21 protein-coding genes and 1 other annotated feature are annotated in these 25,587 nt (G+C 46.7%); of the genes, 9 read left to right on the forward strand and 12 right to left on the reverse strand.

The genetic code is table 11. The features are described 5' to 3' along the window. Positions 1-465 precede the first annotated feature (465 nt). Positions 466-1,581 carry a polysaccharide pyruvyl transferase CsaB gene (csaB, locus tag HMPREF0083_RS09225; RefSeq protein ID WP_021620986.1) on the forward strand — a complete coding sequence of 372 codons (1,116 nt, stop codon included), beginning with the start codon at positions 466-468 and terminating at the stop codon, positions 1,579-1,581. Between the two features lie 364 nt (positions 1,582-1,945). On the opposite strand, the gene HMPREF0083_RS09230 is transcribed toward csaB, so the two are convergent. Together HMPREF0083_RS09230 and murJ are read right to left on the reverse strand one after the other, a co-directional pair. Beyond that, positions 1,946-2,863 carry an SDR family oxidoreductase gene (locus tag HMPREF0083_RS09230; RefSeq protein ID WP_021620987.1) on the reverse strand — a complete coding sequence of 306 codons (918 nt, stop codon included), beginning with the start codon at positions 2,861-2,863 and terminating at the stop codon, positions 1,946-1,948. Positions 2,864-2,869: 6 nt separating this feature from the next. Further along, on the reverse strand, positions 2,870-4,456 hold the full coding sequence (gene murJ / locus HMPREF0083_RS09235) for a murein biosynthesis integral membrane protein MurJ (protein WP_021620988.1): 1,587 nt from the start codon (positions 4,454-4,456) through the stop codon (positions 2,870-2,872). Positions 4,457-4,673: 217 nt separating this feature from the next. Here murJ and HMPREF0083_RS09240 point away from each other — a divergent pair, with 217 nt between their 5' ends. The 6 genes from HMPREF0083_RS09240 to HMPREF0083_RS09265 all read left to right on the forward strand — a co-directional run bounded on the left by HMPREF0083_RS09240 (position 4,674) and on the right by HMPREF0083_RS09265 (position 9,680). Further along, on the forward strand, positions 4,674-5,798 hold the full coding sequence (locus HMPREF0083_RS09240; RefSeq protein WP_167331556.1) for a glycosyltransferase: 1,125 nt from the start codon (positions 4,674-4,676) through the stop codon (positions 5,796-5,798). A 130-nt stretch (positions 5,799-5,928) separates the two neighbouring features. After that, positions 5,929-6,432 (forward strand): DUF4330 domain-containing protein, encoded by a 504-nt coding sequence (locus HMPREF0083_RS09245; protein WP_021620990.1) that lies wholly within the window; start codon positions 5,929-5,931, stop codon positions 6,430-6,432. After that, positions 6,432-6,908, forward strand: coding sequence for a DUF4330 family protein (locus HMPREF0083_RS09250; protein ID WP_021620991.1), 477 nt, complete (start codon positions 6,432-6,434; stop codon positions 6,906-6,908). Before HMPREF0083_RS09245 ends, HMPREF0083_RS09250 begins: the two co-directional genes overlap by 1 nt. Positions 6,909-6,921: 13 nt before the next feature. After that, entirely contained in the window at positions 6,922-7,266 is a 345-nt protein-coding gene (locus tag HMPREF0083_RS09255) for a hypothetical protein (RefSeq protein WP_040302222.1), read from the forward strand. An 18-nt stretch (positions 7,267-7,284) separates the two neighbouring features. Continuing rightward, positions 7,285-8,625, forward strand: coding sequence for an O-antigen ligase family protein (locus HMPREF0083_RS09260; protein ID WP_021620993.1), 1,341 nt, complete (start codon positions 7,285-7,287; stop codon positions 8,623-8,625). Further along, positions 8,622-9,680: a glycosyltransferase family 4 protein gene (locus tag HMPREF0083_RS09265; RefSeq protein WP_021620994.1), complete on the forward strand. Its 1,059-nt coding sequence runs from the start codon at positions 8,622-8,624 to the stop codon at positions 9,678-9,680. Before HMPREF0083_RS09260 ends, HMPREF0083_RS09265 begins: the two co-directional genes overlap by 4 nt. A 193-nt stretch (positions 9,681-9,873) precedes the next feature. Here HMPREF0083_RS09265 and HMPREF0083_RS09270 read toward each other — a convergent pair whose 3' ends face one another. Then, positions 9,874-11,325 carry an aminotransferase-like domain-containing protein gene (locus HMPREF0083_RS09270; RefSeq protein WP_021620995.1) on the reverse strand — a complete coding sequence of 484 codons (1,452 nt, stop codon included), beginning with the start codon at positions 11,323-11,325 and terminating at the stop codon, positions 9,874-9,876. 123 nt (positions 11,326-11,448) lie between these two features. On the opposite strand from HMPREF0083_RS09270, the gene HMPREF0083_RS09275 reads away from it, so the two are divergent. After that, a complete protein-coding gene (locus tag HMPREF0083_RS09275) occupies positions 11,449-12,069 on the forward strand; it encodes a LysE/ArgO family amino acid transporter (RefSeq protein ID WP_021620996.1) in 621 nt (206 codons plus the stop codon). Here HMPREF0083_RS09275 and HMPREF0083_RS09280 read toward each other — a convergent pair. The 5 genes from HMPREF0083_RS09280 to HMPREF0083_RS09300 form a co-directional block, all read right to left on the reverse strand. Beyond that, positions 12,053-13,438 carry a glycosyltransferase family 4 protein gene (locus tag HMPREF0083_RS09280; RefSeq protein ID WP_040302224.1) on the reverse strand — a complete coding sequence of 462 codons (1,386 nt, stop codon included), beginning with the start codon at positions 13,436-13,438 and terminating at the stop codon, positions 12,053-12,055. The two genes, HMPREF0083_RS09275 and HMPREF0083_RS09280, sit on opposite strands and share 17 nt — an antisense overlap. Positions 13,439-13,590: 152 nt before the next feature. Continuing rightward, the gene (locus HMPREF0083_RS09285) at positions 13,591-14,886 is read right to left on the reverse strand and encodes a nucleotide sugar dehydrogenase (RefSeq protein ID WP_021620998.1); all 1,296 of its coding nucleotides are present in this window, start codon (positions 14,884-14,886) and stop codon (positions 13,591-13,593) included. 283 nt (positions 14,887-15,169) lie between these two features. After that, positions 15,170-15,574, reverse strand: a complete 405-nt coding sequence (locus tag HMPREF0083_RS09290; RefSeq protein ID WP_040302226.1) for a DUF350 domain-containing protein — start codon at positions 15,572-15,574, stop codon at positions 15,170-15,172. Between the two features lie 95 nt (positions 15,575-15,669). Further along, entirely contained in the window at positions 15,670-18,030 is a 2,361-nt protein-coding gene (locus HMPREF0083_RS09295; protein ID WP_021621000.1) for an endonuclease MutS2, read from the reverse strand. Between the two features lie 145 nt (positions 18,031-18,175). Next, a complete protein-coding gene (locus tag HMPREF0083_RS09300; RefSeq protein WP_040302227.1) occupies positions 18,176-19,459 on the reverse strand; it encodes an amino acid permease in 1,284 nt (427 codons plus the stop codon). 125 nt (positions 19,460-19,584) lie between these two features. Here HMPREF0083_RS09300 and HMPREF0083_RS09305 point away from each other — a divergent pair, with 125 nt between their 5' ends. Beyond that, positions 19,585-20,496, forward strand: a complete 912-nt coding sequence (locus HMPREF0083_RS09305) for a LysR family transcriptional regulator (protein ID WP_040302229.1) — start codon at positions 19,585-19,587, stop codon at positions 20,494-20,496. Between the two features lie 88 nt (positions 20,497-20,584). Here HMPREF0083_RS09305 and HMPREF0083_RS09310 read toward each other — a convergent pair whose 3' ends face one another. The 4 genes from HMPREF0083_RS09310 to pheS form a co-directional block, all read right to left on the reverse strand. Beyond that, positions 20,585-21,157 (reverse strand): CvpA family protein, encoded by a 573-nt coding sequence (locus tag HMPREF0083_RS09310; protein WP_021621003.1) that lies wholly within the window; start codon positions 21,155-21,157, stop codon positions 20,585-20,587. An 8-nt stretch (positions 21,158-21,165) separates the two neighbouring features. After that, positions 21,166-21,504 (reverse strand): cell division protein ZapA, encoded by a 339-nt coding sequence (gene zapA / locus HMPREF0083_RS09315; RefSeq protein WP_021621004.1) that lies wholly within the window; start codon positions 21,502-21,504, stop codon positions 21,166-21,168. A 169-nt stretch (positions 21,505-21,673) separates the two neighbouring features. Continuing rightward, positions 21,674-24,100 carry a phenylalanine--tRNA ligase subunit beta gene (gene pheT, locus HMPREF0083_RS09320; protein ID WP_021621005.1) on the reverse strand — a complete coding sequence of 809 codons (2,427 nt, stop codon included), beginning with the start codon at positions 24,098-24,100 and terminating at the stop codon, positions 21,674-21,676. A 16-nt stretch (positions 24,101-24,116) separates the two neighbouring features. Then, on the reverse strand, positions 24,117-25,151 hold the full coding sequence (gene pheS / locus HMPREF0083_RS09325; RefSeq protein ID WP_040302231.1) for a phenylalanine--tRNA ligase subunit alpha: 1,035 nt from the start codon (positions 25,149-25,151) through the stop codon (positions 24,117-24,119). A gap of 50 nt (positions 25,152-25,201) precedes the next feature. Further along, positions 25,202-25,427: a binding site (T-box leader), on the reverse strand. Positions 25,428-25,587 lie beyond the last annotated feature (160 nt).

Here is a 25,587-nt window from a genome sequence, read left to right on the forward strand (position 1 = left end):
AGTTTGTAAACGGTTCGGGACGGTATGGAATCATATTTGAAAACCTCCTCGTATTTTTTAGTTTTGAATTCGTCATTATTAAGGTCTTAAAGGCAGCAATTTCTCAACATAGCGCACATAAAGAGAACGTTTCCTAAATTCATTGGACCAGAATAAAACGATAAATAAATGCTGTACGCTTTTTATTTTATTGCAAAGGCTATGCCAAACTTGCAATCGCTTTCTTATTCACTTTTTCGACAAATCATTCTTGAATTTGTGTAAAGATATATACACATTTGTAAAATTACTTTTTCATTCTATACACTTATGTAAATTCTATGCATATTTGATTTGCATACTATTCATTAATAGGTGCGATATTTCGTAAAACCTTCCTCCAAAGGCAACAACTTTCTTTCTGAATGGCAACCTGCTATACTAAAGTGTACACGTTTTAGTTCGGTTCGAAAGAAGGTCGCTTTCATGGCAAGAATACTGATTTCTGGATACTATGGATTCGACAACGCCGGGGACGACACGGTGCTGTACGGAATCATCTCTTCGCTCACTAAACATATGCCAGACGCGGAACTCGCGGTCTTATCGAATACACCCACCGAAACGCAAGCCCTATTCGGCATTCCTGCGTTTAATCGCTGGCGAATGGGCGCTATTATTAGTCAACTTCAAAAATCCGACCTTCTTGTCATGGGAGGCGGCAGCCTGCTTCAGGATGCGACAAGCCCGCGCAGCGTGATTTATTATCTCGGTATCGTCATGATGGCGAAAATGCTGGGTAAACCGGTTATTTTCTATGCTCAGGGAATCGGCCCGATTACCAAGACGATTAGCAAACGGCTCATTCGTATGATTGTCAACCGTGTCGATGTAATTACAGTACGCGATGAACAATCAGGGGAAGATTTGAAGTCATTAGGGGTCACAAATGCGCCGATCTACGTAACAGCGGATCCGGCGGTCACGATTAATTCCAATCAGGTGGATATTTCCTTCGGACAAAGTGTAATTCAAAAATACAAGCCGAACACTAAAAAACCGATTATGGCTATTTCAGTGCGTGCGTGGAAAAATGAACAACAATATAAGAAAATGATTGCTCAATTTGCAGATGAAGCACTGCGTAGAGGTTGGGAAGTATTCTTCTTGCCGATGCAGAATCCGGCCGATCTCGCTCCTTCACTCGATATTGTCAAACAGATGAGCGAACCGGGAGCAGTCGTCATCGAGGAGAAAATGAATTTCAAACAGATTTTCAGCTTCATCGGTGCCTCCGATTTCATTCTTGGGATGCGCCTGCACTCGGTTATCCTGGCAGCGGTGATGAATATTCCATTTGCGGGTATTTCTTATGACCCCAAAATGGATCGTTTCGTTCAACGACTGGGCATGACGTCTGCGGGACATATTAAGGATTTAAAGTACGACTCACTGCTTGCCAATGTAGAGCCTTTGCTCGCCGATCTTCCCGCAGCACAGGAAAAAATTCGCCGCAATATCGGCACGCTTGTACAGGAGGCGGAGAAAAGCAGCCTGCTGGCGGTCGAGCTGCTTAAACGCAGTCAACAAAACATAAGGTAAAACTTTGTCGAATACGAACTCGAAATCGCGCTTCTTTTGCCTGTTTAACACTAGTTTTGTAAGATGGGCAGGAGATGGTAAAAAAATAAAGAATTCCCCCTTCACACGGATTTTTCTACCTGTGAAGGGGGAATTTTTTTGAAGAAGTATGACCAGGCTAACCTGCAGATCCTGTTCGACTTGTTTTCGTGGAAAAAACGGGCTGGCGAAATCATTCGTTTTGAAATCACCGAACGCAACCGTTACTGGGTTATCTCCTTTATCTCGTACAGCATGTCCTCGTCGCATGAGCATTTATTTGCCAGCTTCATCGGTGACAGTCATGATGAACTACACAGCTGGGCGCTTGCTCTTTTGACCGATTTCACTCTGACATACGATAGAAATGCAGCGTCTTTTCCAGCCCCTGTTGCAGGGAATACCGAGGTGTCCAGCCAAGCTTTTCTGTAGCGTTCGTATTCTCAAGATAACTATGAAGAATATCACCTTCACGTGGAGCATCATATTTCACCTTCAACTCCGTGCCAAGTGCGTTGTTCATAAGAGCGATAAGCTGATTAATACTTGTCTCCTCATTAGTACTAATATTAAAGATTTCATTATCTCCGCTAGTCAGGGCCATAATATTGGCTCTGGCTACATCTTTTACATAGACAAAGTCACGCGTCTGCCTCCCGTCGCCGAAAACGGTCAACCCTTCTCCAGCCAGCGCCCGATCCACAAAGATGGATACCACACCGCCTTCTCCTTTCGGATCCTGTCTTTCCCCGTATACATTCGCATAACGAAAAGCCGTATATTTTAATCCATAAAGATGATAGTATGCATTCAAATAAAATTCCGGCACATATTTCGAGATTCCGTATGGCGACAGCGGCTGCTTCGGATGAATCTCATCAATACCCATATACTGCGGCTCGCCATATACGGCTGCCGAAGAAGCATATATGACTTTACGTACGTCGTGTTTACGTGCTGCCTCCAACAAATTGATCGTTCCTACAATATTAATTTCGGCATCGCGCACAGGATTATGCACGGACACTGGTACAGAGCTTTGGGCCGCCTGATGGATAACGAAGTCCGGGTTTTCTTCCTGAAATACCCGCTCAATATCCGGCGATTCGATATCCATCTCATAGAATGAAGCTTGTGGATTTACCTGCTCCCGCTTACCTGTCGATAAATTATCAACAATACATACCTCATATCCGGCTTCAAGCGCTTGATCCACAATATGGGAACCGATGAAGCCGGCTCCGCCTGTTACCAATACTTTCATGACCAATCATCCCCTTTTTCTTTTTAGCAGTTTTCCAGCAAAGCGTTCAATAATCTGTAAAGCAAGCGGCTCACGTAGCAGAACAAGCACAGCGAAAAAAAGACTCGCACCTGCCCCAATCAAAAAGACGATATACACCTTCTGTGTCCAAATGCCCTGGAAAGAAACAAGTGCGGTCGCTGCATATAAAACAGCCCCCATCACAGTTGCTCCGATCATCGTCTTTCCGGCGGTAACCCAAAAGGAGCGCTGTATGAACGGACCGATATACCTGCGCAGGAAGAAGCTTAGCACAAGCATATTTACAAGTGAGCCGACCGTTGTGCCGAGTGCTACACCACCATGACTCAAATACGGCATAAATGCGAGACTGGAGGCGATATTGGCAACAATGCCTATGACGGCAGCGATAACGGTAATTTTCGTGTTTTCCATTGCATAAAATGCACGGGTCAATAAATCACGCGCTGCAAGAAAGAATAAACCCAGACCCAGGAACATGAGCGCGGTCGCTGTCAATGTAACGGCTTCAAGCCCAAACTCTCCCTTTTTACTCGTGTAAAAAAGCAGCGAAACCAACTGTTCTGGAATTACAGCCAGCGCCACGATTACCGGTACCATCAAGATGAATAAATATTGCATGCCTTCGGTGATAGCCTGCTTCATCTTATGTATCTCGTTTTTCGTAAAATACTCGACAAGATAAGGGTAAATCGGCAACGTAAACGCCGCAACAAAAATTGCCATCGGAAGCTGGTAAATAATATTGGCATATCCGAGCGCCGCTACTCTTCCTTCACCCAGACCGGAGGCGAGTACCGGATGAATAAAGCTATACACCTGGGTGATCAACGAGCCGAGCATAATCGGGATGAAACGCTCCCCTATTTTTCTCATCTCAACCGTATTCCAGACAAAATCGAGCTTCAATGAATACTGCTCTTTTCTTATGGAATATACCATAGATGCTGCCGCAAATAAAAAACCAAGCGTCGTTCCGAGCGCGACACCATAAATGCCATAGAAAGGAACAAAGAGCGGATATGCTACGCATACGACAATCGCATTAATTACTGTGCTTATTTGCGGTATAAAAAATTGCTGGTGCGCATTCAAGGTCGCCTGAAATACGCCGATAAGCCCGATAAATACCGCGGACGGCCACATGATTTGCAGCATGCGAGTTCCCATCTCCAGCTGTTCGGCGTGCTGCTGAGGCGTGATCGCTTCAGAACCGTGCTGCATAAATGTCATCGCCTGCATGATTTCTCTCGAGAACATCATCCCGATTACCATAATAATAAAATAAATAATTGTAACTACAGTTAGCATTTTGCGGAATAGCGTACGTGCCTCTTCCTGCCGGTTTTCAACCAGCATGCTTTTAATAGACGGAACAAAAATCGCATTCAACGCTCCGGGTACAAATAAAAAAATCGTATTCGGAATTGCAAATGCGTAGCGGTAAACATCTGCTTCAAACCCGATTGCAAAGTTATGCGCAAGCAGCATCTCGCGCAGCAGACCCACAACCCGTCCGACGAGCGTTACAATCATAATTACTACCGCTGAACGAAGTACAGTTTGTGCCATATGTACATAATCTCCTTACTACCCAGCAAGCTCTATATGAAATTTAGGCCCATGTAAAAACACGGCTTCTTTCATACTATACCTGAAATAAGAAAAATCAACCCTCTCGCATTGAACATATCGGCCCAGATGCGATATAATTGTTACGATTTAATTATTTAGTACGATTTGTTTTTTAGCTGCTCTAGGGTCAGGAAGTGAACAGAGGATGTCCAAAATGAAAATATTACATACAATCGGCGGAGGCGAGTTTGGCGGTGCAGAGCAACATATTCTCGAATTGCTCGAAATTCTGTCCAGACATGCGGTTGATCCTGTCGTCGTATGTTTCTATAACTCCACTTTTGCCAAGGAATTACGAAAACGGAACATTCGCGTCATCGTACTCGATACATACGGACGATTCGATTTTCGCCTTGTGAAGGGACTTACCCGCGTATTTCAGGAAGAGAAGCCCGATCTTATTCATTCACATGGCGTAAAGGCGAATTTTTTCTGCCGTCTTGCTGTGCGCTCTCTTCCCCGTATCCCTATCGTAACAACGATACACAGCGTACTACGATACGATTACCCGAATCCGCTGGCCTACTTCCTCGCTTCCCGCATGGAGCTATGGACACGCAGGTGGAATGACCACTATATCGCCATCTCGAATTCTATCAGGCAATCACTAGAATCGGATGGGGTGACGGCGGAGAATATTACCCTCATCCATCATGGGATTCCAATCGAGGAATTTAAGACGAATGAAGATATGAGGGATATCCGGCGCTCTCTCGAACTTCCAGAGGATGCGTTCGTTATCGGCACCGTCTCCCGACTGGTCGCCGTTAAAGGATTGACGGACTTGATGCAGGCATTTATTCTGCTTGCAGCAGATAACCCTCATATTCATTGGCTGGTTATCGGAGATGGGCCAGAGAAAGAAGCTCTGCAAAACATGGCTAACAGCGCTGGTGTGAACGGACGTATACATTTTGCCGGTTTTCGCCAGGATGTGCCACGTTGCTTGCAGGCGATGGATTTGTTTGTGAGTCCATCTTACTCAGAAGGGCTGGGGCTCTCCCTTCTTGAAGCGATGGCAGCGAAGAAGCCTGTTGTCTCAACGATGGTGGGAGGTATATCGGATTTTCTCGTCGATTATTTAAACGGTATTGTCATTCCAACAAAAAATCCGGAAGAAATCAAACAGAACATTCTTATTCTGATGGAAAACGAGGACTTGCGCATGAAGCTTGCTGAAGCCGGGTATCGCACCGTCAAGGAAGAATATACGCTGACACATATGGCGATGAAAACGAAAGAACTGTACCGTCAGCTCATCCGTACACATGTAAAGTAAACCCGCTTAACATAAGCGGGTTTTTCCATATGGGCATGGTCTGTTGTACGAAAGAATACATGTATGATATTCTAGGAAAGGCTATGCAAGAATGATTTTTTGCTAGATGAAATAGGAGGAAAAGGATTTCATGAAAGCTATTGATCAAAAAGGAAGAGTTTTTGGCGCAATTAATATTCTCGACTTATTCTTGATTCTGTTGTTAATCGGCGCATTAGTATTTGCTGGAATTAAATTCACCCAGGGTCAGGACGTAGGTACAGGTCCAAAAACGCAAAAGGAATTAACGTACGTACTGTATAACAGTGCCGAGCACCCATTTGTCGTGAATCAAATCAAGAAAGGCGACGTATTACGGAACAAAGATAACAACCAAAAAATCGGCGAAGTTGTCTCCATAGATAAGCAGCCGGGCAAAGTTGCTGTAACAACGGCTGACGGCCGCATGGTTATGTCTACCGTACCCGAGAAGTTCTCCGTTTTTATTACTGTAAAAACAAAGGGTAGCACCATCGGGGAAACTGCCGTCGGAGAAGACGGAAGCGCACTTTTGGCAGGCACCAAAGTGTCTGTTAAGGGGCCAAAATATATGATTGAAACCTTGATATCTGAAGTTAACGCGGGTGAGAAGTAATGAGTCAGCGCTCTTTTTCTTTCACATTAAAAGACGCGCTGATTACCCTGCTGCTTATCGGCGCGGTGATTATTATCGCGCTTAAAGCTTCCATGACAGGCAAGCTGGTAATGCCGCACAAAGAAATGACCGTAACGATCGCCATTGAAGGACAGTTGCCATCCTTCCATAAATCGATCCATCCAGGAGATAAAATCTTCCAAAAAGGAACGATGGGAGTCACTCCGCCCTTCGGCGAGGTAATAGACGTCAAAGCGGTCCCGGCAAAAAAATATCTTCCAGATGCTACAACCGGATCGTATAAACTGCAGCATTTTAAAGGGGAAGAAGATGTCTATCTGACAATAAAAGCTACCGGCTTCGTTTCCTTAGACGGTAGCCCGATTATCGATAATACATTCTTCTACCCGAACCTGTACTTGCCCGCGAGAACGGACGGAGCTATATTTGCGTCCAGGGTAATCAGCGTGGAATAAGAAGGTGAAAACATTGAAGAAAGCATCATTTTATGATTGGCTTGCCCACAAAACGGTGGACGGAGCTGTGGCGCTGATGCAACTGTTATCGGAGAGGGTTGGGCAGCACTCCTTGCTGTCACGCCTGCATAGCCGATGGCAGTCCATCCAGTGGCAGTATGTGTTCTGGATATTATTCATTATGGTTTTTGTACATGCGTATGTTCTATTATTCATGCATAAGCTCGTACTTATCATCGCCATCGACCTCGTCGCCGGGGGATTGCTTCTGTTTTTGGGGCCGGAACGTCTCTGGCTTGCCATTCGGACAAGCATTCCCGGCAGGCTGCTCGCACAATTGTTCGACGCAAATAAGTAGGACCGGGAGTTCGATACTATGACGAAAACACGTCCGATGATGCTGCTGGTAGCCGTAGCGCTGCTGGCGATAGGCATCGTACAATACAAAGTAGGAATGGCCGGGGAATTCGTATTGATGGGAGCGTTTCTTGCCATTACACTATACCGGACAGAGTACGGATTATACTTAATCGCTTTGTCCCTTCCCATCCTTACGTACCGCCCGCTGCTGGCTTTAATTCTTTTGTTTGTGCTTGTATTATTTGTTACGGCACAAAATTATGAGAAGCTAAAGGCCAACCTGAAAAATCATTTGAATCTGGCTGTATTTTTATTTTTAGCGATTCTGCTAGTTACAGCCCTTACTTCAGTCAATGTAATAGAAAGCTTAAAACAATTCATGCTTTACTACTTTATTAGCTTTCTTCTTTATCTTCTGCTGGTAATGAAACTGGATACACGTGAAACGCTCTATCGTTTTATTGTCTGTCTTGTTTTATCCGCCAGCCTCGTATCACTGTATGGTGTATATCAGTATTTTACGCTGCAATATACATCGGCAGCCTGGGTAGATGCAAGCCAGAACCCAGAGCTTAAGAAGCGGATTTTCGCCACATTTGAGAATCCAAACCTGTTCGTTCAATATTTAATTATGATTCTGCCATTGAATTTTGCCTTGATTTTCTATTCAAAATCACTTGGCAATCGTGCGCTGTTCATGTTGCAATTCGCTTTAATTTCCCTTGCGGTTGTACTCACATTCTCCCGCAGCGGTTGGGTAGCCCTATTCTTGGGATTACTCGTATTAGCAACAATGATTAGCCGCCGCTTGCTTGTCGTTGGACTTATCGCGGCAGCCGTCAGCGTAAATTTCCTGCCGGATACGATTATGACCCGGATTCTATCTATCTTCAGTCCGCAAACCGACTCCTCCAGTGCATACCGTTTGGAGATGTGGCCGTCAGCGTTTGCCATGATCCGCGATTTCTGGCCGACGGGAATCGGTTCCGATTTGACGACATTCAAAAAAGTGTACACTGATTATATGATGCCCGGTGTACGCATTAATCATTTTCATAACATTTATCTGATGAACTTCGTAACAGGCGGAATTCTGGCTATTCTGCTGCTACTGTACATGTTTTATCAAAGCCTGCGCACGGCCATCGTCAGCTTATTCATGAATGATAGCAAAGACAGGTTACTCTCCTATGTTGCAAAGGCTGGCATCGGATCTTTGATTGCAATCGCCAGCGCCGGAATGTTTGAAGATGTATGGCATCAATATCGAGTAGACTTTATGTTCTGGATTCTGCTTGCTATTCTGTCTGTCGTCTATAACCTGGCCCGTGCAAGGAAGGAGCAAGTACAGGGATGAGAAAAACAAAGTCCGTAGCTGAAATCGGCGTCTATCCCCCCCCGGCCGGGGGGATTTCTGTTCATGTGGAACGTTTGTGCGACCGTTTAGAGCAGGAACAAGTCCCCTTTATTATCTATGATGGCAACGGAGAGGGCGGGGAGAAGAACCGGGCTGTTGTACCGATTCCAGAGATCGAAAAGTGGTCATGGAGATATATATGGCAAAAAAACGAAGATATTATTCATAATCACTTCCTTCGCTGGCAGATGCGCTTTACATTGTCCTTGCTTAAATTGAAGGGGAAGAAAGTTGTCCACACAGTACACAGCCTACGCAACGACAGCGAACAGCTGGGGTTCGCACAGCGAATAATGGTCTATCTCACCGGTCTGCTTTCAGATCACTTCATAGCTGTAAGCGACGAAATAAAAGAAAAACTGCTGGAACTGCGCATTCCTGAACGTAAAATCTCTGTTATTCCTGCCTTTATTCCGCCGACGGTCGATATGGAAACCGATACAAAACGAATTCCTGCTTACATTCTCGATGTGTTCGACCGGAATTCCCAGGTAATTGTAGCAAATGGTGGTGTAGGCAATCTGTACAATGGGGATGAACTATACGGTCTGGATTTATGTATTGATATGTTCAGCAAGCTGGCCCGGGAAAATAAACAGCTGGGATTCATATACTGTATCACTCATGTAGTCGATCAGGATTTGCTGGAACGCTACAAGGAGCGGATCACGGCGCACGGGCTGGAAGAGAGGTTCTTGCTTGTATATGAGAAAATTCCATTCTATCCACTCATTCAGAAAGCCGCGTTGTTCGTCCGACCAACGGTAAGCGACGGAGATGCCGTCTCGATTCGGGAGGCAATTTATTTTGGAACACCAACCGTATCCAGCGATGTAGTGAAGCGCCCTAACGGGGTTGTAACGTTCACAAACCGGGATGCGGAAGATTTCACGAAAGCATGTCGGGAAGTGCTTTATTCGGCGCCAGAGGATTTACAGCAGTATAAGAAGGAACAGGAACAGTATATAGAGCAACTGTTAGCAATCTTGCTATAAAAAACTTGGCTTATACTTTTCCATAACAAAGCCAAGCCCCTTAAAAGGTAACAAAAAAGCGCATGGATTATCCTGCGCTTTTTTGTATACTCACATACATCCCGCCTCCTGCCTATAAGTTTGCAAGAAAGATATGCAAGGTGGATGGCAGGTTGGCGCTGTAAGCTAGATCCTGGAAAGCTCCGAACCAAACCTATGCAAGCTCCTTAATTAATAAGGATAAGCGCTGAATACCTTCTTCGATTTCCGACAAAGAAGCATAAGCATACGAAAGGCGAAGATGATCCCGTTCCTCAGGATGATAAATCGTTCCAGGGTTGAGAAGAATACCGTACCGCAGCGCTTCATCAAATAACCTAGAAAGAGAAACCTCGGGAAGTAGACGCAGCCAGATGTAAAAACCTCCCTCCGGCGTTTTCCATTCCGCTATCCCCCTCATATGCCTATTCAACGCCTCAATGGTTCTTTCTCTTCGAATCCGCAGCGTTTGTCGGGTTTGTATCAGATGCTCTTCATACAACCCGCTTACAAGCCATTCCCTTGCCGTCCATTGGGACAGCGAACTTGAACCGTAATCCGTCTGCATTTTGATATCCGCCAGCCGCTGAATGACCGGTGCAGGCCCGATAATCCAGCCAATTCGAAGACCCGGGCTTAACGTCTTGGATAGGCTGCCTATATACAGGACAAGTCCACTTTTGTCCCGCGCCTTCAGCGGAACAGGAGGAGGCTCATCAAGCCATAGTTCTCCGTATACGTCGTCTTCGATTACAGGCAACCGCTCCTGTTCACACACCCCTAGCACATTCCTTCTCGTTTCTTCGCTCATCAACCGCCCCGTCGGATTATGAAAAGTTGGTATCGTATACAACAATGAAGCTCCATATTTCCGCCTGCTATAAGAAAGTAGGGAGGATACATCTGCAACATTATCCATTTCGGGAATACCAGCCAATCGCATGCCTGCGGATTGAAATACGCGTACCGAATAAAGATAGGATGGCTTTTCGAGCAGAACCGCCGCTTCCTGCGGCAATAACCCTACCGAAATAAGGTGCAGCGCCTGGAGCGCACCAGACACGACGAGAATGGAAGACGGTGTAGCCTGGATGCCGAAAGAGGCAACATACTGACCTATCGCTTCCCGCAGCCCATATAGCCCCTGTGGCTCCTCATACCCAAACGCTGGCAGCTCTGTCGCCGTCTGCGTCAACACACGCTGCATCATCTGTGTCGGGAACATATCCGGTGCTATTTCTCCTGTACCTAGCCGGATAATTCCTGGAGTGAATTCTTCACGGTTAATACGCTGAATCATGGATAGGTTGGGCCTGTGAATCCCTGCTTCTACGTAGGCACTCCAATCTGGCGGCTTTGCAGCAGCCAATAGCGTCCACGTGTTGTTAATTACCCGCGTGCCGCTCCCTCTTCGTCCTTCAATTAATCCTTCCGCAGCCAATTCGGCAAATGCAGTGGCAATTGTACTCCGGTTTACTCCAAGCTGCTTTGCAAACGTACGCTCTGGCGGAAGCCTATAGCCGACAGGCCATTCCCCATATGAAATTTTTTCCTTTATGTATGCGCCAATTTGTTTATAAATCGGAACATTACTATGCGGGTTCGGTCTCCATTCTTCGCTCCTCATGTCTTCTTCTCCTTCATCGCCCCAGCCTGCAATTGGCTGGTTTCCTGCTCAACCAATTGGCTGGAGACATTCTTATCACGGAACTCTATAATCAACGTACCATAATATTTTGGAGGATCAACTATGCTACAAGCGTTTTTACATGGAATCATACTGGCATTTGGTTTAATTCTGCCATTAGGTGTGCAGAATGTATTCGTCTTCTCTCAGGGAGCAACACAACCAACATTTATGCGGGCACTCCCGGTCGTGATTACCGCTTCATTGTGCGACACCCTTCTCATTGCATTAGCAGTGCTTGGCGTCTCGCTTATTGTACTTACATTCACCTGGCTAAAAGCAACGCTGTTTACCATCGGCTTTTTCTTCTTACTGTATATGGGCTGGGTAACATGGCGCAGCGAAAGCCAAATTAAAAACGGCGGGCATCAGAGCCTGCCGCCAAAAAGGCAAATTATCTTCGCTGCATCAGTATCCCTATTGAATCCCCATGCTATTCTCGATACGATCGGTGTTATAGGCACAAGTTCGCTCACCTACAATGGAAGCGAAAAATGGACGTTTGCCCTCTCCTGCATTCTTATATCCTATCTGTGGTTCTTTGGGCTTGCTATTGCAGGCCGCGCACTCGGAACGCTGGATCGATCGGGACGCTGGATGAAAACCATTAACCGCATATCCGCACTGCTCATCTGGGGTGTTGCCTGCTATATGGCAGTCCAGTTAATTACCGAGTTGTCGTAAGCAGCTCTTCCATCAATTGCCCCAGCATATGGGCCTGCTTCTGACGATTATAGATAGCCAAATCGCCGTCTGCTGCACGTTGCAGAATCTCTCCCGCACGATCCGCGTGACCTGTGGAATTATCTTTCCACTGTTCATACATATTGAGGAAGGCCCGCTTAATCTCTTCCTTGTTTAGTGGATCCACTACTTCACCGAGGTTAAATGTACGAATAATCTTGGTGGACTCCCCTTCCACGGACAGTGCCAGAATCGGATGACCGATCGCCATATATTCATACAGCTTACCTGGAATATAAACACCGGAACCAGGTGCCGTATCCCCAATAAGCATCAGTACGTCTGCCCCTTTCATCATGACCAGCGCATCCTTATGAGGAAGATTTCCCATAATATCGACCACATCTTCTAATCCGAGACGCCGCACACAATCGATATTGTCACTATAGCCCGGATAGTCGAACACACCGGCGAAACGCAGCAGGACACGTTCGCGCTCTACCTTGCCTTCTTCAATTAGTTCAGCTACTGACTGCAGGAGGAGTCGGGGATTGCGCTCTTTATAGAAAATCCCGGGGTATGCGAGCGTAAACTTTCCGTCTTCGGCTGGTTCTGCAATATTCTTATAATCTTCGGGATCGAAACCGTTATGAATCACTTCAATTCGCTTAATTTCCTGTCTAAACTTCTGTATAAAATTCTCAGCGAATCCATGCGTAACCGTCGTTATCGCATCCGACTCTGCCATCACGCTACGCTCCATCCTCTCTTCCCAAGCCTCCCGCCAAGCCACACCGGAGCGGTGCATATTTTGCGTCCACGGATCACGAAAGTCAGCAATCCACGAAATGCCTGTTTTTCGCTTAATACGACGAGCTACCAGATGGTTAGTATACGGTCCCGATGTAGAAAATAGGATCGGAATCTCATGCTTTTTGACAATTTCCTCTCCAAGCTTGGACGCAGCAGGCAACCATCCGATCATATCATCTGGAATCATTAAGGTATTTTTCACTTTTTTCAACATTGGTACAATCCGTTGTTTGACCACCTGCTTTAGTCCGCCCTGCGGCTGTGCTGCTTTGCCTTGCTGTGAACCTTCTTGTTGCTTTGGCGGCTCTTTTTGCGTCGGACGCATCGCCTGCACTAAGTTAAATTCCTTGGCGCGGTGTATCATCACATTGGCAGGGAGCTGGCGTAGAAGCGAGTCATCTTTCGTGGCATGATATGTATGGTCTACTGTTAATACGTGCACTTCCCAGCCGCCTTCCGCCAGGTACCGGGCCATCTTCAGCGCACGTGGCACGCCGCCGCCACCAATCGGCGGAAACAAATACGCCACCAGCAACACTTTTTTATTTGCCTTCATCTTCCACGACATCCTTTCGTCTTATAAGCAAAACGAGACACGAGCCCGCACCTCTTCCCCAAAGGAAAAGAAACACGCGGACTGCGCCGTCTCGTTTTCTCGGCGGCAATGCCCGCGAGTTTTTCTTACTTCTTTCTATTATGTTTGCCCTTTTAGATGCGGACAAGTACCGCTTTTTCCTCTACGCTGCGCGGCACACGGTTTTTGCCATCCAGAATGACCGGATTGTGTTTCATTTGCGCAATTGTCTTATTCCAGTCAATCTCCAGGAATTCCTCCTGTACCGTAACATAGATAAGCGCGTCCGCTTCTTCTACAGCCTCCTGCAGACTAGCAGCCTTATACTCGTATGTGCTCGGTACGGCCGGATCATATGCGACTACTGTAGCTCCAGTTTCCTGAAGAAGCTGTACAAGATGATGAGGCGGACTAATCCGATCATCGTTCGAGAAATCTTTCATTGCAAGTCCAAGTACGGCAACCTTGCTTCTACCGAGTGCCTTGCCTTGTTTGTTCAGCTCCGCTTCCGCCATGTGCACAAGCACCTGCGGTACGCTGTCATTAATTTGTCGCGCCGTCTCCAATAAATGAAGATCTACCCCCAGCTCCTTCGCTTTCGGCAATAAATAATATAATGCGTTCGGCAAGCAATACCCGCCAACGCCAGGCCCTGGAGTCAGCAGATTAACGCGTGTATGCGTATTGGCAACACGGATGAGTTCAAACGTATCGATGCCTGCTTTTTCGGCAAAGCGAGCGAACTGCTGCACCATAGCGATATTGACGTCACGCTGTACGTTTTCAATAATCTTAGATGTCTCTACAACCTTAATATCGGAGATGGTCACCTCCGCTTCTGTAACGAATGTAAGCACATCTTTTGCCCGTCTGGCGCTTGCTTCATTAATCCCGCCAAGCGCGAGCGGCATATGAATAAACTCTTCAAAAGCCCGGCCCTCCGCAATTCTCTCAGAAGCGTAGGCAAGATGGAAATCCACCCCTGCCACAAGTCCACTCTTCTCAAGCAGCGGTTTTACGAGTTCTTCCGTCGTACCTGGGATTACTGTGCTTCGCAGGATAATTGTATCCCCTTTTTTTAGTACACCTGCCAAGGTCTCACAGGCGCTGATAAGGTAATGCATCTCCGGATCACCGTCTTTTACCGGAATACCTACAGTGATGATATAATTATCGACGCTAGTGGCCGCTTCTTCATAACTGGTCGTTGCCGTAAAGCGTCCGGCCGCGATTTGTTCTTGAAGTATTTGTGCAAGCGACTTTCCTTCGAAATATTCCAGGTGGTGGGATTTCCCCTCGTTGATTTCTTTCACAAGCATTTCGCTTACATCAATTCCAACTACGTTTGCCCCTTTACGTGCATAGCTTAACGACAAAGGCAGGCCGATAAAGCCCAGACCAATGACGGCAATATTCAACGAATTTTCCATGACAATCTCCTCCGACCTCTCGGTTCAAATCCTCATATATAAACGTAACTATTTTAGCACAAACATAAGAAAAGAGCGATTTTTATCCCTCGCTCTTCGTTTTTCCTATTCATTATCGGAAGGCAAAATATAAAATGCCGCCAAGAATAAAAAGCACAGCCAGCGTTCCCAAGATTTTCGCCAATCTATCCAGCACCCCGACTCCCCCCTACTGCCCTTGGCACGCCTCGGGCACTTCCGTCATTATACACTACCGTTTTTTATGTAGCAATCCGGCAGGACGCTAGATAATGCTTGCACCAATGACATAAGACATGGCGATGGAAATAATCATAGAAAGCAGACCAACAGCGCGGTTATCTGCGGCAATTTCTTCATCTACTTTAAACATCGGCGTTAAAAATTCAAAAACAAAATAAGCGATAAGCAGCAATAAAAAACCGTACGAGCTCCATAAAAGCGTATGGCCAATACCATCATTATGTTGAATAGAATAACGGATAATATTACAAATACCGAATATCTTCCCACCTGTTGCCATGGCGACAGAAACATTCCCGCGCTTAATCTCTTCCCAATCTTTGTACTGCGTAACCATCTCAAATATAGCCAGGAAAATGATAACTGCAAGCGAAGCAGCCGCAAAATGGGCCGCCGTTAACACATACGGATTTTTCAGAAAAACCAACCCGCTCCCTCCTCCATCGTCAATCAGGTATAAGCAGCCGATGTTTATGTTGTATACGTAAAAACATCGGCCCGGTTTCATTATTTATTATATGCTTATTTTAATTCCACGATGGTGGCACCCAATCCGCCTTCGCCCTGACCACCCCAACGGAATGATTTCACCAGGCGATGGCTGCGCAAATATTTCTGGATACCAAGGCCAAGCGCGCCGGTTCCTTTCCCGTGAATGACCGAGACCTGATTCAATCCATCGAGAAGCGCTTCATCAAGATATTTATCAATCTGGATAATCGCATCCTCTACTGTATTGCCGCGCACATCCAGTTCTATGCGCACCGGTTCGCGTGTTGAACGGATTTTAGTAATATTTTGTGTTACCTGCGGTTTGGCTGCCTTCAGTTTCTCCAGATTATCCGCTTTCACATTCATCTTAACAATCCCGATTTGGACTTGGAATTCCTTATCGCTCACTTTCCCAACAATCTCGCCTTTTTGGTTAAAGGATACTACCCGTACTTCGTCTCCTACTTCAAGCGGCTGCTGGTTCAGCGGTATATTGCTTTGCTTCGGCTTTTTCTTTTTACGCAAGGAAGGTGTCGCCTCTTCCAGACGCTTACGTGCTTCGATCAGCTTATGATCCTTAATACCAGCACGCTCCTCTTTAGCAATTTGCCGAAGATCAGCGATAATCGTTTCCGCTTCCTTGCGTGCTTTCTCTACAGCTATACGAGCTTCTTCTTCTGCCTGCTGGTATAACCTGTCCTTCCTCTCATCCAGACCGGACAGTTCATTCTCCAATTCCCGGCGTGCCTCTTCTAGCTCTCTACGTAAGCGCTCGACTTCACGACGTTCCGTCTCCGCCTTGCGCTGATTTTCCTCAAGCGACGCAATCATTGTGTCAATTTCTGATTCCTCGGTTTTAACAAAGTCACGCGCCTGCTTTAGAACTTTTTCCGGCAGTCCTAACCTCGCGGCGATGGCAAGTGCATTTGAGCGCCCCGGAATACCGACCAGTAATCGGTATGTCGGACGCAAAGTAACCTCATCGAACTCTACACTTGCATTAATCATACTCGAACGTTCATAGGCATACGCCTTCAATTCACTATAGTGAGTCGTTGCAATGAGCCGGGCACCGCGCTGATGTACATAATCAATAATCGACATCGCAAGCGCTGCCCCCTCAGTCGGATCGGTTCCCGCTCCCAATTCGTCAAATAAGATGAGACTACGATGGTTCACATGCTGAAGAATGTTGGAAATATTCGTCATATGACTGGAGAATGTACTCAGGCTCTGCTCAATGCTCTGCTCATCTCCAATATCGGCGTAGATGCTTTCAAAAATAGTCATCTCTGATCCATCCTCGGCCGGAATATGCAGGCCTGCCATCGCCATAAGCGAGAAAAGGCCAACCGTTTTCAACGATACGGTTTTTCCCCCGGTGTTCGGTCCGGTCACAACAATCGCCGTATATTCCTTGCCAAGCTCTACATCGATCGGTACAACCTGGGAGGCCGAGATCAACGGATGACGACCTTTTTTAATACGCAGATAGCCGTCATTATTGATAGCCGGTTGCGTAGCTTTTAGTGCCTGTGCATAAGACGCTTTGGCAAAAATAAAATCGGCCTCCGCCAGACACGCCACATTATGCAGCAATATATCTACAGATTCTGCCACCTGTGCTGTAAGCGCATGTAGGATTTTCTCTACTTCCCGTTCTTCTTTCAGCTTCAATTCACGCAAGTCATTACTAATATTCACTACAACCTGCGGCTCGATGAACAGTGTAGCACCGGATGCTGACTGATCATGAACAATACCTCCGAACACATGACGATATTCTTGCTTAACAGGAATGACAAACCTGTCATTACGGATGGTAACAATAGGATCCTGTAGCATTTTCTGTGTATTGCTATTGCGAATCATCTGCTCAAGCCGTTCACGGATACGTTTCTCTGCTCCGCGAATCTGGCCCCGCACCTGTGAAAGCGTAGAACTCGCCGAATCGACTACTACTCCATTCTCGTCAATTGCACGGTTCACCTCGTTCTCCAGACCTTGCAGCCGTTCAACCTGCTCCAGCAGCTCTTCGAGCAGAGGAAGGGAAGTCTGTTCAACAAGGGAAGCGATAAAGGTTTTCAGCCGGCCCCCGCCATATAGCGTGGAGGCGATATCCAGCAGTTCTGTTGGATTCAGCATGCCTCCCATGCTCGCCCGTTTACATGCCGGGCGAATATCCCGAATGCCGCCAAGCGGTGCGCTGCCGCGCAGTCTAAGTACAGTGCTTCCTTCATGCGTAGCTTGTTGACGGCGCTGTACCTCCTCATATTCCGTGGAAGGAGTAAGTGCTTCTATTTTTTCTCTTCCTAGCGAGGAAGAGGCATATGCTGAAAGCTGTTCGATTACTTTATTAAATTCAAGCGTTATAAATGTGCGTGCTTCCAAGAAAAATCTCCTCTCTATACGTATAACATTGACTTGATGAATAAATATTTTTTCAGTGGCTCAATGTCAGACATAATATATATGGCCCTTTGCTATTATACCATCTCCAGCAAAAAGAAGAGAATTCTCATCATACACACTCATGCTACGATTTTATCAACATACTTTCCGTCTCTGCCGTCTTGCTGTATCGTCTTACAGCAAGATAAATAAAAGCAATCACTAACGGATATAGCACAGACCATCCAACAAACGGAAAAATCAACAGAGTAAGAAAAAAGGACACCCAGCTAATCACCACGCCAAATTTGTTTCCCTGTAAAAGCCGAATGCCTGCGGCACAGCCGCCTAAATACGTTAAAATAAACGTTGCATTCGGCAATTGAATCAAGGTGGTAAGCGAAACAACCCCTGTGCCGTACAACGCAAGAATACACGTAAAACATACGATAAGAAACGTCAGTCCCCCTATCGGTGTTCCATATCGCTCGGATGTTCTACTTAATACTTGCGGTGCCTTTCCTTCCTTGGCGAGAGAACAAGCCAGCCGGGAAGCAGCACCTACATACGCAATAATGGTCGCCGTACAAATAAACAGACCCGTAACTCCAATAGCTACTGCTCCTCCTGCACCGAGCAGGTGCTCTACTACCAGCACAAGCGAAGCCGTCGAATTAGACGCTCCATAGCTGTGTGTACCGACCGTAGCCAACGCTGTCAAAAAATATAACACCCCTACCACAGCTGCCGCGATTACTACACCTTTGACTGCTTCCCGCTGTGGATCAACAAACTCTTCCGACAGATGGGAAACGGCCTCCCATCCAATAAAGCACCAGAAAAGAATCGCCGTTGCCTGCCCTACACTTAGCCAGCCATGCGGCATAAACGGCGTAAAATTCACCGCCTGAATATCAGGTACCGTCCCTATTCCCGCAATGACAAGTATGAAAACAATCGCCAGTACGACCGCGACCTGAATTTTCCCTGCCACTTTCATACCGAAATAATTAATGAATAGACTTACAGCGAGCATAAATGCAGCAATACCTACTTTTGCCCCTTCTCCGAGTCCGAGCGCTACTGTCATATAGCCAGCACCTGTTAATGCGGCTACCGGCGCTCCAATCGGTACAGACATAAGAAAAAACCAACCAATCAATCCTCCGGCTCCCGTATTGAACGCCCGTGATACGAAATATGCCACTCCACCTGCGTTTGGAAACCGGGCGGATAAAAGTCCCATTACAAGCGCCATTGGAAGGACAAGCAACGTCATTAGCCCCCAGGCCAGCAATGAAGCCGGACCTGCAATTTCTGCTGCCAGTCCTGGAACAAGCAGTACACCAGAACCGAGCACAGCTCCTATATAAAGTGCGACTGCCTGCGGCAGGCCGATTGATTTCTTTATGTTTCCCTTTCCTTCCATCTCTTCGAATCCCCTTTTACAATATTCTTCTTGCATTTAACTTAATCGTAGCAGATAATGTTTTCATCAGTAAAACAGATAGAAACGATAGAACTTATCATAAAATCCGATAGAAGGTGGAGGAAATGGAGCTACGACACCTTTATACATTTAAAATTGTGGCCGAAGTTAAAGGTTTTACAAAAGCAGCAGAAGTTCTTTCCTATGCTCAATCCAGTGTAACGGCACAGATTCAAGCATTAGAAGAAGAGCTGGGAACGAAACTGTTTGATCGTCTGGGCAAAAAAGTAGTTCTGACCGCAACTGGCGAAAAGTTATTGCCGTATGCCTTGCGAATGCTTGAATTGCACGATGCCGCCATCCAGGAACTGACCCTGAACAATGTTCCGGCCGGTACAATCACTATCGGTGCACCCGAATCGCTTGCGGCTTTCCGCCTGCCAGCAATTATCCGCGAATATACTCAGCGATATCCACATGTCAAAATCATTCTCCGTCCCGGCGTGTGCTGGGAGCTGCGCGGCTTGGCACGCAGCGGTGAGCTGGATGTAGTATTTCTTCTGGAACCGGAAGCTAAAGAACATGACTTGCATATCGAAACGCTTGTTATGGAGAAAATGGCAATTATCGCTCCCCCGGACCATCCGCTTGCCTTGCTTCCTGCTATCACGGCGGATGATTTAAAAGAAGAGACAATGCTTCATACTGAACCTGGGTGCAGCTATCGTACTTTGTTCGAAAAATATTTGAACAGCTTCGGGGTCTTCCCTGGTACAGATTTAGAATTCTGGAGCATTGAAGCAATCAAAAACTGCGTCATGTCCGGTCTGGGGCTTTCCTTTCTCCCGCTCATTACGGTGGAAAAAGAAATTGCGGAAGGCAAACTGCAGGCGCTGCGGTGGAATGACGAGCCGTGCCGCGTTGCTACTCAGATAGCGTATCACAAAAAAAAGTGGCTCTCGCCTGCGTTGCAGGAGTTTCTTAAACTAGTGGAGCAACATGCACAAACATGGAACGAAAGAAGCCGCCAAGCTTAGAGCTTGTCGGCTTCCCAGAATAGAAAAGTTTCGGGTGTAACACAAGGTTTTAGCTCACCTAGCTTTTGTGATAACGACGCATTGTCCACTATAGCACATTCGAATTTCCATTCGTAGGCGGTAGCGGATTCTCTATCATTTCTTTTACCCATTGAAGTAGCTCAGAGGAATACGTAGTAGCATATGAAGCAAAGAGCGATTCATCAAGTGTTTTATGCATCGCTGTTATCGGTAGCAACGATGCAACAGCCAGAATTAAGAATAAAATCAGTCCGTTCTTCACTCCACCGATCACTGCGCCTGTAATCCGGTTCACAATCGACAATCCGGGCAGCTTTGTAACACCCTCCAGAAACCCGCCCACCAGGCGAACCGCCAAACCTGCGGCAAAGGCTAGTAAGACAAATGCACCAATATTATACAGCGCCTGTTGCATAAACGGAAATCCGGCGACAGTTCCAAATGATCCTCCCGCCTCCGCACTAGATATCGGAATCCATTCCGCAAGCGTAGCTGCTACCGGACGGTAATACATAAACGCTACCACAAACGAAACGATAAAGCTGGTAACACGTACTAATTGTGCGACTAATCCCGTTCTGTATCCACGCCACACACTTACTACTAACAATACAAGAACAATAATATCGAGAATATTCATGTTGTATCTTACTCCTTGTCTGTTCCGCTTCCTTCTTCTTGTTCTTCTTCTTGTTCTTCTTCCTGTTCTTCTCCGTCTTCTTCTGCTTCTTGCGCCGTTTTCTCTAACAGCTTAATCAACTCTTCATATTCCATACGCAAACGAAAGTATTCGTCAGCCATATTCAATGCGGCAAGCACCGCCAATTTATTCGTATCCAAACGGGGATTCGCCGCAGCAATCTGCCGCATCTTATCATCCACATATCCCGCGATCATGCGCATATGAGAAGAACTGCTATCCCCTTTCATGGTATAGTACTGTCCATATATTTCAACAACAACCCGTTCTTTGTTCTGTCCTGACACACTACGTCCTCCTCACGTCCTTGTACATAACTATATTCTACACAATACCACAAATAAAGAAAGCAGTGGAAATGAAAAGGCCGTGCAAATCCATAGGTGTAGGAAAAATTCGCTTATACATAGAAAAGGGAGGAGATCCATTTAAGCATCTCCTCCTTTCCGGGCGCGGTTAGCCGCGCAATTCGGCTCCGCATTCAACGGCCAGCGCTTCCACGACTTTACTGTGGGCCGCTTGTATTTCTTCATCGGTTAGCGTTCGTTCCGGATCACGATACGTGCAAGACAGGGCCACACTTTTCTTATTCTCGCCCAGCCTATCATCCACATACACATCGAAAATCCGTACTGATTCCAACCATTCTCCCGCAGAAGCCTCAATAACCTTCTGCAGTTCTCCGGCACTTACTCCCCGATCGACTACGACAGCAACGTCACGGCTGATAGCCGGATATTTCGGTAACGGAACCATGCCTTGATGAATCGTAGCCAGTTCAATCAGCAAATCAGCATCCAATTGGAATACATACGTCTCAGCTACATCGTATTTCTGCTGGGTAGCCGGATGAACCTGCCCCACATAACCAGCCACTTTCCCCTGAAGTACGACCTCTGCTGTCCTTCCGGGATGCATTCCTTTAATACCCTTAGCAGGACGATATTCTATACCGATAATGCCCAGACGATTCAATAATACGTCGAGCATGCCTTTCACCAAGTAGAAGTCCACCGGCTCAGCTTTTTGCTGCCAATGCGGTCCCACCCAGTTACCGGCCAAAAGACCACCAAGCGCCAGTCTCTCTTCCGGCAATCGGCTTAACGTCTCCTCATCGGTTAAAAATACCTTGCCTATCTCAAACAGAGCCAAATCACGCTCTTTACGGTTATTGTTATACGCTGCGATTTCAAGCAGATGCGGCAACAAATTCACCCTAAGCACGCTGCGCTCTTCGCTCATCGGCATCGACAGCGGAATCGGCTTTGTCTCCCAGTATATCGTAGCAAAATCATGAGCAATATCAGGGTGTGTGAACGAGTAGGCGCTCACTTCATCCAATCCCGCTCCGTTCAGCACCTGACGAATCGTCCGGCGCAGCGCTTGCTTACGGGTAAGCATTCCTTGCGTATTATCGCCGTACGGCAGAGTTGTTGGGATATGGTCGTAGCCATAAAGACGCGCTACTTCCTCGATTATATCCACCTCACGGGTAATATCCTGACGTCGCGTCGGCACAGTCACCTTTACTGTTTCACCCTCTGTTACATAAGTAAACTTTAACCGTTCCAGAATAGACGTCGCGTCTTCAAGCTGTAAGTTAGTACCGAGCAAGCCATTCAAACGGGACAAATGGAGATCGACCTGCTTTTCTTCCGGAATGGAAATCGTCTTATCAGCTTTGCCTTGCGATATTTGCCCGTTCGCCAGCTCTGCTATTAATGACGCTGCACGGTCAAGTGCCCGTTCTACCGCTTGCGGGTCTACTTCTTTTTCAAACCGCAGGCTCGCTTCGGAACGCAATCCCAGCTTGCGTGCAGTTTTGCGGATAGATGAACCGGCAAAGTGCGCTGATTCCAGAAGAATGGTATCAGTGGCCTCTGTTACTTCAGAGTTAGCACCGCCCATTACACCAGCAACACCAATTGCTTTGGTGCCATCCGTAATCAGCAGCATCTCCTCATCCAGCGCACGTTCCGTATCATCAAGCGTTACCATCTTCTCGCCAGATTTAGCAAGACGCACAACAATGCGGCCATTATCTACTTTGGCATAATCAAACGCATGCAGCGGCTGTCCGGTTTCAAGCATGACATAATTCGTAATATCGACTACATTATTTATAGGACGTACGCCCGCTGCCATCAGACGATTCTGCATCCAAAGCGGTGAAGGTGCAAGCTTTATTCCTGAAATCATGCGTGCCATATAGCGGTGACAATGGTCTGGCGCTTCAATGTTTATTTCCACTTTTCCCTCGATAGATGATCCGTTCTCCGGCACGTTTCCTTCCGGCAGCTTCACATCACGGCCCAGAATCGCTGCCACTTCATATGCTACACCTGTCATGCTTAGGCAATCTGAGCGGTTTGGTGTCAATCCCAGTTCGAGTACAACATCATCAAGACCAAGCACAGGATGAATCGGCTGGCCTACTTCCAGATCTTCTGGCAGAACAAGAATGCCTTCCTGAATTTCCTTCGGCATTAGCTTGTCATTCATACCCAGTTCTTTCGCTGAGCAAATCATCCCATTCGATGCTACGCCGCGAAGCTTTGCCTTTTTAATTTTAAAATCACCTGGAAGCTTGGCTCCGACGACTGCTACCGGTACTTTTTGCCCAGCTTCGACATTTTTTGCTCCACAGACAATCTGTAGCAACTCTTCGCCGCCAACATCCACCTGACATACGTTCAGCTTGTCGGCATCTGGATGCTTCTCTTTCTTCGTTACATACCCGACGACAACGTCCGTAACACCTTTATTCAAATGTTCTACCGCGTCGACCTCCACGCCGCTGCGCGTCAGCTTCTCGGCAAGATCTTCCGGAGTAATGCCGGATACGTCCACATATTGCGCCAACCAATTATATGAAACTTTCATTGTCTTCCATCCTCCTTTATACCCGGTTAAACTGCTTCAGAAAACGCACATCATTCGTGTAGAAGTGGCGGATATCATCAATACCGTACTTCAGCATGGCGATTCGGTCGATCCCCATCCCAAACGCAAATCCTGTATATTTCTCCGGATCATAGCCGGCCATCTCCAGCACTCGTGGATGCACCATACCTGAGCCCAAAATCTCGAGCCAGCCTGTATGCTTGCACACCCGACAGCCCTTGCCCCCGCACATACTGCATGACACGTCAACTTCCGCACTTGGCTCAGTGAATGGGAAGAAGCTTGGGCGCAGACGGATTTCGGTCCCTTCCCCGAACATTTGACGGGCAAAGTTCAAGAGCACACCTTTCAAATCGCTCATGCGCACATTCTCGCCTACCATCAAGCCCTCTACCTGATTGAAAACATGGGAGTGTGTGGCATCATCATTATCACGGCGATACACACGCCCCGGGCAAATCACTTTTACCGGCACTTTCCCCTTCATTTTCTCCATGGTACGTACTTGTACAGGAGACGTATGGGTACGAAGCAAAATTTCTTCCGTAATATAGAATGAGTCCTGCATATCACGAGCCGGATGGTTCTTTGGCAGATTCAACGTTTCGAAATTATAATAATCTGTTTCAATTTCCGGTCCTTCTGCCACAGTAAAGCCCATACCTAAGAAAATATCTTCAATTTGTTCCGTCACCAGCGTAAGTGGATGGCGGTTCCCTACATGCACCATTCGACCTGGCAGCGTTACATCAATCGACTCACTCGCTAGCTTAGCTTCGATTTCCGCACGTTCAGCCGCTTCTTTCTTCTCTTCAAGCTTGCTTTCAATTGCTGAACGCACTTCATTGCCCAACTGTCCGATAACCGGACGCTCTTCCGCGGACAGCTTGCCCATGCCACGCAGGATTTCGGTCAGAAGACCTTTTTTGCCGAGATATTTTACGCGCAGTTCCTGTACTTGTGCGGTCTGCCCGATTTGCTCCAATTCTTCAAGCGCTTCCGCTTTCAATGCTTCCAATCTTTCGCGCACTGTATAAACCTCCTTTAACCTCATTAAAAAATAAAAAAACCTCCCACCCGGTAAGGGGCGAGAGGTCGCGGTACCACCCTTGTTCGAGAACGGACAAAATCCACTCTCATCTTGCTCATTGATAACGGAAATAATTCCGGAACCTCTTACTTTAACGTTCAGAGGTCGGCTCAGGAGTGAATTCGGCGGAAAAACGGTCTCAAGAATGCTTCCAGTCACGGCATTCTCTCCCTGGGAGCGTTCACTCCACGTACTTGTCTCCATCCATGCCTTTTTACTATAGTGTATGATATCCTTTTATTTAAGTCATGTTATTTAAAAATAGATTATATAGTATCTGCAAAAAATGTGCAAGTGGATAAAAATTTGCACTTATGTACTTTTTCCTATCTTTACAATAAAATATAACCTATACTAACAATAGGTCCATTTTACT

The sequence above is a fragment of the Aneurinibacillus aneurinilyticus ATCC 12856 genome (assembly GCF_000466385.1).
Lineage (GTDB): Bacteria > Bacillota > Bacilli > Aneurinibacillales > Aneurinibacillaceae > Aneurinibacillus > Aneurinibacillus aneurinilyticus.

Coding starts and splice junctions, on each gene's coding strand:
- HMPREF0083_RS09300 (WP_040302227.1), bottom strand. CDS start 19,459: ATGGAAGGAAAGGGAAACATAAAGAAATCAATCGGCCTGCCGCAGGCA.
- HMPREF0083_RS09230 (WP_021620987.1), bottom strand. CDS start 2,863: ATGAAAGTATTGGTAACAGGCGGAGCCGGCTTCATCGGTTCCCATATT.
- HMPREF0083_RS09285 (WP_021620998.1), bottom strand. CDS start 14,886: ATGGAAAATTCGTTGAATATTGCCGTCATTGGTCTGGGCTTTATCGGC.
- HMPREF0083_RS09310 (WP_021621003.1), bottom strand. CDS start 21,157: ATGAATATTCTCGATATTATTGTTCTTGTATTGTTAGTAGTAAGTGTG.
- HMPREF0083_RS09280 (WP_040302224.1), bottom strand. CDS start 13,438: ATGAAGGCAAATAAAAAAGTGTTGCTGGTGGCGTATTTGTTTCCGCCG.
- murJ (WP_021620988.1), bottom strand. CDS start 4,456: ATGGCACAAACTGTACTTCGTTCAGCGGTAGTAATTATGATTGTAACG.
- HMPREF0083_RS09305 (WP_040302229.1), top strand. CDS start 19,585: ATGGAGCTACGACACCTTTATACATTTAAAATTGTGGCCGAAGTTAAA.
- HMPREF0083_RS09270 (WP_021620995.1), bottom strand. CDS start 11,325: ATGAGGAGCGAAGAATGGAGACCGAACCCGCATAGTAATGTTCCGATT.
- HMPREF0083_RS09240 (WP_167331556.1), top strand. CDS start 4,674: ATGAAAATATTACATACAATCGGCGGAGGCGAGTTTGGCGGTGCAGAG.
- csaB (WP_021620986.1), top strand. CDS start 466: ATGGCAAGAATACTGATTTCTGGATACTATGGATTCGACAACGCCGGG.
- HMPREF0083_RS09265 (WP_021620994.1), top strand. CDS start 8,622: ATGAGAAAAACAAAGTCCGTAGCTGAAATCGGCGTCTATCCCCCCCCG.
- HMPREF0083_RS09250 (WP_021620991.1), top strand. CDS start 6,432: ATGAGTCAGCGCTCTTTTTCTTTCACATTAAAAGACGCGCTGATTACC.
- HMPREF0083_RS09275 (WP_021620996.1), top strand. CDS start 11,449: ATGCTACAAGCGTTTTTACATGGAATCATACTGGCATTTGGTTTAATT.
- pheT (WP_021621005.1), bottom strand. CDS start 24,100: ATGAAAGTTTCATATAATTGGTTGGCGCAATATGTGGACGTATCCGGC.
- HMPREF0083_RS09245 (WP_021620990.1), top strand. CDS start 5,929: ATGAAAGCTATTGATCAAAAAGGAAGAGTTTTTGGCGCAATTAATATT.
- HMPREF0083_RS09260 (WP_021620993.1), top strand. CDS start 7,285: ATGACGAAAACACGTCCGATGATGCTGCTGGTAGCCGTAGCGCTGCTG.